Below are 7589 nucleotides of genomic sequence, written 5' to 3' on the forward strand. Positions count from 1 at the left end.
TGCAGCAATCAACCTTTCATTAAGTGAGATTTTCGTCACCCTGATGACGGTGGGCCAGTGCTTTTCGTGTTCAGAGAATTTAAGGTGAACCAAAAAAACTTAAAAAAATACTTGACAAATAAAAAAATTTTTTGTATAATTTATCAACAAATCTTATAAACCATGTCAAATATTTGAAGCAATCCGCCCGAAAGCGATCAAGAACCATGAAATAAAGTGCATTTATAGTGGCAAGCGAGAATGCACTGTTTTTTTAAAGTTATGCGTGTACGTTAACGCAAAAATTTATAAAAGAAAAAATATCATCCATTGAACCAATATTGATAAATTATTTTAAACGTAATTATCCATTCCTGAGAAATTATGATAATTAGGTAGCCAAATCAGAAGTTTTTTGGTAATCCTTCCAAGAGCTTTAAAAAAAGTGTGATTTATTTTTTTATTCGATTGCGTGTACGTTAACGCTACAATATAAACAAGCAAATTTTCTTTAAGACAATTAGATTTTATGACCGATCTTCTTCTGCTTTCATATTCCCTAACGGAAGAATTAAATGGTCACCATTAAAGAAATCGCTAAAAGGGCGGGAGTTTCAGTGGGTACCGTAGATCGCGTCATCCATAAAAGAGGGCGCGTTTCCGAGGTCACCAAGCGTCGTGTAAAAAAAATTATCAAAGAACTGAACTATAAGCCCAATCTCTTAGCTAGAAGCCTCTCCAGCGCTAAGACATTCCAATTCGGCGTGCTAATGCCACAGATCTCCCCTGACAATCAATATTGGGAACTCGCCATTCAAGGCATCGAAAGAGCCCATCAGGAATTAAAAATGCACAAGATCAATGTTTCTTATTTCCCATACGATGGTTATTCCGAGGCATCATTCATCGATGCCAGCAATCGGGTGCTCCGCGCGAATTTAGATGGCTTACTCATGGCTCCCACCATTTATAAGACTTTTGATGATGAATTTGTCAAACGTATCCCCAAGAATTTGCCCTATGTTTTTTTTAATTCTAATATCCCAAACTCGAATAACATCTCTTATATTGGTCAAGATTCATATCAAAGCGGTGCACTTGCAGGGAACCTGATGCTGATGACCACTCGCCCCTCTGGCAGCTTAATTGTGCTAACCATGCTGCACGATGATTACCACATCAGCAAGCGGCAGCAAGGGTTCATAGATTACGTGAGAAGAAATTCAAACATGTCCATCAAAGTTTATGGAGCGATGCGGACCGAGGATCGAGAGACATTTCGATCCTTATTGGACCAGATTTTTTCAGAAAATCATGATATTCACGGCATCTATGTGACGACAGCACTCACCTATCATGTCGCCGAATATTTACAAAATCACGATGGCCTTCCCAAAATTCGCGTAATTGGACATGATTTAACCATTGAAAATGTGAAATATTTGAAGCAAGGTCTCATTCATTTTTTGATCGGCCAACGGCCTGAGCTTCAGGGTTATCAGGGCATCTATGTATTATATCGGCATGTTGTTGCTCAAGAGTCCGTTCCTTCTCATATCATGATGCCACTGGACATCGTGACACAAGCAAATTTAGATTATTATCGGCCTCAGTATATTGAAATTATATGAGGCGCGCCAAAACTTATCTCAAGCTGAAGGTCATGCTCGAAAGCCCCTTAAAAATTTTTAATAATCAAATATCGGAGGGTATATGAAAATCAATAGAAGCATTGTTGTGTGCTGGCTTGCATTAATCATACTACTCTGCTGGCACGCATTCGCAGCGGCCCAGAGAGGGCAAATTACGGGACGGGTGACTGATAGTGAAACAGGTAAAGGCTTACCTGGAGCTAATATTCTTCTCAAAGGGACAAGTATAGGCACAGCTTCGGATTTAAATGGCTTTTATAACCTTTCGAATGTACCCCCAGGCACTTACGAGATCATTGTCAGGTACATCGGCTATGAAGAGGTAACCTTCTCTGTACAAGTTAGCCTGAACGAGCGCGTTAAGCACGATGTGAAAATGATCCCCCAGGCCGTACGAGGGGAAACAGTTATTGTGACCGCGCAAGCCGAAGCTCAGTTGCAAGCAATCAACCAACAATTATCGGCCAAGACCATCAAAAATGTCGTTTCGCGTAAACAGATTCAGGAACTTCCTGAGGCTAATGCAGCCGAGGCTGTGGGACGTCTCCCCGGCGTTTCTCTAGAACGGAGTGGTGGAGAGGGAAATAAGGTTATTATTCGAGGCATGGCCGCCAAATATTCACTTATCCAGATCGATGGCGTAAACATGACCGCGACTGGCGAGGAAGATCGCAGCACCGATCTCAGCATGATTTCGCCTTATATGTTAGAAGGGATCGAACTAACGAAGTCGGTCATGGCGAATCAAGAGGCGACGGCGACTGGTGGCATCGTCAATTTCAGGATAAAAAAGGCACCAGAGACGACAACTTTCAATTTGATATCCCAGGGTGGCTACAATAGCTTGCGCAATACATATCGCGATTTTAAAATCAGCACTGGCGGCAGCACGCGGTTCTTCTCTAATTTGCTTGGCACATACGCTCAAATCGATTACGAGGAAAAGGACGCTGGTTCGCAACAATTAGGGGGTGTATCGTTCTCTCAAGATAATGAGTCAGAACCAGTGAGAACTCACAGCATGCAGTTAATGGATATCTTCCGACGGGTGAAACGATTGGGGGCGACTCTGGTCATGGATTTTGGATTACCTTCGACTGAATTTAAATTTTCCAATTTCTTCAGTCGCATCAATCGGGAGGAAACGCGATACCAGAACAATTATGATTTCACCCAGCAGGGCTTTTCATTAAACTATTCTGACACCCCCAAAAGCTGGTTAACTGTGTTAACCAATTCATTCCAAATGGATCACCGCTGGCGCAATTGGGAGATCAATTCGATCTTTAGCCATTCCTATTCTGAAAATATTCTACCAGCACGAATCAGCTCTTCGAATAACAATTCCCCAAACAATCCATTTCCTACCAATCGCAAATCAAATTTTAATGTGGATCTTGACCCAGAAACCATTCCAGACTCATTAGTCATTTCGATGGATGAAGCAGCGTATTTCATGCACTTGGGGGGCATGGACCATGAGGAGAGTAAAACTCATGAGCGAGATCTCGCTGCTGAGTTACATGTGAGCTATAACTTTCGAATTCTCGACAAGCTCAATGTAAAACTCGGCTTCGGAGGGAAATATAAGCACAAATCGAAAGATTATGATCGGACCACCTATACGGCTTCAAATTATGGAGGCGATCAGGAATACAGAAATTTGATTTATAAATCCTTTGAACCTGAGCTCAGCGATCGGACCAAGGAGGCATGGTCTAAGGATAACATGAGGATTTTATTAATCGATTTTCTGGATAAGAATTATGAAGGAGGCAAGTTTCTAAAAGGAAGATACGATTTTGGGAATGTATTTGACAAAGAAAAATTTCGTAGGATACATGAGATTGTTATGGCAACCTTTGATCCTACTAACACAAATGATTATCAAATTGTTTGGCGGAATTTTATTAATTCTACTTATTACGATTATAATGGCATCGAAGATTACCACGCGTTTTATTTAATGCCAGAGATTAATATCGGACCTCAAATACTGCTTGTTCCAGGTGTCAGATATGAAGCCAACCGAACCGAATACACTGGTTATCGAGGCAATCGGTTGGGTGTAATCGCGAATTGGCGGCCCACGCCTGTTGACACAGTCACCAAAGTGCGTCATGATGAGTTCTTACTACCAATGATTCAATCATTTTTCAAACCCACCTACTGGCTTACATTCAAAGCTGGATATACGCACACGCTGCAGCGGCCAAATTACAATAACATCATGCCAGGGTGGGTGATAAGCACCCAGGGCCAAATCTATAACTTAAGCAACTTCCGACTGCGTCCCGAACTTTCTCGTAACTGGGATATTCAAGTGTCACTCCACTCAAATAAGATTGGCCTGTTTTCTATCGGTGGGTTCCATAAAAAGATCACCGATATGATTTTCTGGACTGGGCAGAAAGTAATCACAGACACGGCCTATTTTGAATTGCCCACTATTATGAACCGTCAGCGCGCTGCCTGGGCAACAAACAATGAAAATCCTGTTTATAACAAAGGCTATGAAGTGGAATGGCAATCAAACTTGTGGTACTTGCCTGGAATGTTGAAAGGTCTAGTAATAAATGTAAATTATACCTACAATAAATCAAAAGCAAAATATTTGAGGACGCGCATTAAGACAATAGTAGATCCAAAAACTTACCGATTTACATTGGTCAACGAAGACACTACCTACAAAAGCCCCATGATCATGCAACCGGATCATTTGTTGAATCTCACGTTGGGATATGACTATCGGGGTTTTTCAATTCGCTGGGCTATGCGGTTTATGTCGCACGTGTTCAAGGCGGCCAACTGGTATGAGAAGCTGCGCGGCTATTCGACTGATTTTTATCGATATGATTTGTCGGTGCGGCAGAAGCTACCGATTCGGGGCCTGGAATTATTCCTGAACGTCAACAATCTGACCAATGAGGTGGAAAAGGATGTGATCAATCACATGCACTTTGCCAATTACATTGAAGATTATGGTAGAAATGCCAATATTGGATTGAGGTATCAATATTAAGCTGGAATACCACTACAGCTAATCAATTGAACTGTAAATTTTTCAAAGGAGGTGATGCGATCCAGATTTTAATGAGAATGCGATTAAAAAATTATCATTCATCGCGCTCTCCGCTATCCGTCATAAAAAAGAGGTTTGAAGGATCGCTTTCTGCAATGTCATAATGACTTAAATTTGATGACAATCACACAGAAGAAGCGTATCCGAACGTAGAGAGGATCGGCGGCGGGTACGAAAAGTGACATCAGGATTTTGGATCTCTCATTCAAATTTGGAAGGGAGGTGATGTAATCTCACAGGGCTGTCTAAAAGTTAATTTTATAATCGAAAAATTTTTGGTTATCCCTTCACCAAGAAAATTAATGAAAGGAACAGTATCATGAAGAAACTGTTATTACTCTCTGCGGTTTTGATGCTGGTTATCAGTAACCAGCTAGTATTCTCTCAAACTCAGTCAAAGGGAGATACGCTGATCATCGGACCCTTGAACTCCGAAGGTCAACCCATCGGGGCGTTAAATGAAGCAATAAAAAAAGACGTTGATGCCAGTGGCAATAGGCTTCATAAGGTGTATAAATTAGAGCGCAATGCCCAGTATATTTTAACGGATGTCATTCAGGCAGATTTTCCGCTAGTGATCGTCGCTGACAAACCCGATCCAGCTAATCGCCCTCCGGTTATCCGATGCGGTCTTAAAGCGGATGGTAGCACAGTTAATAATTGGTGGAACCTTTATAATCATGCGACCTTTAAAAATCTCTGGTTAACTGGGATCAATATGGATGGCACTGGGCCCATTTCCTGGGTGGCTCAGATTGTAAACACATCAGGAAAAACCATCACCTTTGAGGGATGTATTATAGAATTTCCCTATACCTGGTGGGCCACATTCGCTGATTGGGGACGTAATGTATATAGAATTACCAATTGTATTTTTAAGAATATTGGTAACCCCACAGGCGTAACATGGAATGGTGCAATTTTTAATCCTCCAGCAATTGATTCAGCATTTATACGAAATACAACATTTTTCAATTTCGGCTGTTTCGCGGTCACTGGAGGACCAGGTACTTTTTACACGGAGGTTGATCACTGCACTTTCGTAAACTCTATGGTTCATCCGATTGAAAGTCACAACCATGTGATCAAAAAATTCACCAATAATCTCTTCGTCAACTGCCATGCTTTTAGCGATGATTATGATGAAATCAAACGTCACTTTGACCAGGAAGTAAAGGGTTTGATGAATTATGCTGAAATCCAATGGGATCCTCAGCGCCTTGACTCCCTTTTTGGACCCAAAGGTATATACGGTAAAAAATATGATCCCAATGGAGACGGCAAATTGACCGAAGACGAGCTAGTTTGGGTGCTAAAGAACAACGCTTGGTGGTACACTCAACCGATCAAAGATTATTGGGCGCAGTTCAGTGGCACAGTTGTTCCCAATCCCTGGATGAACAATTATAATAAAGCCATGTTTGAGAATCAGTCGGGTCCGTGGGAATGGACGGTTAAGAGTTATATTAGAGATACTGCGAAAGTGATCATTGATTCCACTTATATAACTATGAAACATCAACCATTCAGATTCTTCAAAGAAGAGAACACCATGAATGTGGATCCTGGGATCAAAGATATGAATGGGTGTGATGTGCTGCTGGCTCAAAACTGCATCAACATTCGAACTTCATGGGCTGGCGGAACGGTGACTAATCCGGTGAAGTGGCACAATGTAGCCGATTATTTGGAATTCACCTGGCCGTTAGATTTTGATCTGTCTTACACTAACGAAACACTGAAGACCGCTGGCACCGATGGCAAACCCGTGGGCTCGCTGCAATGGTGGCCCGGCATTGAATATGTTCCATCAGAAGTAGCTACCAAACCCACTACCCCACCAGCAGATTTCACCTTAAGCCAGAACTATCCGAACCCATTCAACCCAACAACTGCCATCACTTATTCATTGAATAAGAAAGCGAATGTGGAGTTGAAAGTTTACAATGTATTGGGCTCTGAAGTAGCCACTCTGGTAAATGAGATGAAAAACGCTGGAACCTATACGATCCAGTTCGATGCGAGCAACCTAACCAGTGGAGTTTACTTCTATCAACTTAAGTCTGGTGATAAAACTATCACCCGAAAGATGATGCTGATGAAGTAGTCTGCATCCAGCAGCCCCAAACAAGATAGCTCGCCCTTTGAAATAAGGCCCTTTGCTGGTTCTCAGCAGAGGGCTTTATTTCAATGACAAAACAATTTTTAGCTGAAAGAAATTTACAATGAACCAATCTCCGAAATGCACTTGCACAATCGTTGTGATGATGTTTTTTGTAGTAGCCGTGACCGCATTCGCGTCCGATTCTTCCACAATAACGATAACCAACTTTCCTGGCAATCATTTTTTTAGACCATTAGATTGGGTCGAATTTACTACTGAAAGATCAGGCATCACTATTGTTCGGGACGGAAACGGCGTCGTCTATTTTCAGCAGCCTATCAAACGTTCGGCTCGCTTCCGAGTTGCCGGCGCGTTGGGATCCCACACCATCACATTGTTGGACAATCGGGAAAAATTGTTAGATATTAAAACCTTTAAGGTCGACTGCCAAACCCAGCTTATCGATCAGGGCGGTGAATTCTCTCGCTTGCTGGATATGCTTTATTACACTATGGTCAGTGGGGGCGAAATTGAAACTTATCGTTACAATGGCAAATCGCATGTCACCTTTGCTGGCTGGTTTCAGGACCACGTGCACGTCATGAAAGCCATGAAATATTTCTATCCCGATGTCACCTCTGGCATCGATCTCTTTGCCGAGAGCCAACGAGAAGATGGCATGATCTATGACAACTATTATAGCCCCTACCCCACTCATGTCCATTGGCTGAAGCGCTTCGGCCCCGAATTTGTCAAAGTCCCAGACGACCCG

General features: G+C 42.2%; 4 protein-coding genes. All 4 read left to right on the plus strand.

Features of this window, described 5'->3' with window-relative positions:
* Nucleotides 1-554: 554 nt before the first annotated feature.
* On the plus strand, nt 555-1610 hold the full coding sequence (locus ONB37_01485; GenBank protein MDZ7398812.1) for a substrate-binding domain-containing protein: 1056 nt from the start codon (nt 555-557) through the stop codon (nt 1608-1610).
* Nucleotides 1611-1692: 82 nt separating this feature from the next.
* Nucleotides 1693-4653 (plus strand): carboxypeptidase-like regulatory domain-containing protein, encoded by a 2961-nt coding sequence (locus ONB37_01490; GenBank protein MDZ7398813.1) that lies wholly within the window; start codon nt 1693-1695, stop codon nt 4651-4653.
* A gap of 379 nt (nt 4654-5032) precedes the next feature.
* Nucleotides 5033-6820, plus strand: coding sequence for a T9SS type A sorting domain-containing protein (locus tag ONB37_01495; GenBank protein ID MDZ7398814.1), 1788 nt, complete (start codon nt 5033-5035; stop codon nt 6818-6820).
* 118 nt (nt 6821-6938) lie between these two features.
* Nucleotides 6939-7589 (plus strand): hypothetical protein (locus tag ONB37_01500; GenBank protein MDZ7398815.1); only part of this gene is annotated, 651 nt, incomplete at its 3' end.

It is taken from the genome of candidate division KSB1 bacterium (assembly GCA_034506395.1).
GTDB lineage: Bacteria > Zhuqueibacterota > Zhuqueibacteria > Thermofontimicrobiales > Thermofontimicrobiaceae > Thermofontimicrobium.

Coding starts and splice junctions, on each gene's coding strand:
- ONB37_01485 (MDZ7398812.1), top strand. CDS start 555: ATGGTCACCATTAAAGAAATCGCTAAAAGGGCGGGAGTTTCAGTGGGT.
- ONB37_01490 (MDZ7398813.1), top strand. CDS start 1,693: ATGAAAATCAATAGAAGCATTGTTGTGTGCTGGCTTGCATTAATCATA.
- ONB37_01495 (MDZ7398814.1), top strand. CDS start 5,033: ATGAAGAAACTGTTATTACTCTCTGCGGTTTTGATGCTGGTTATCAGT.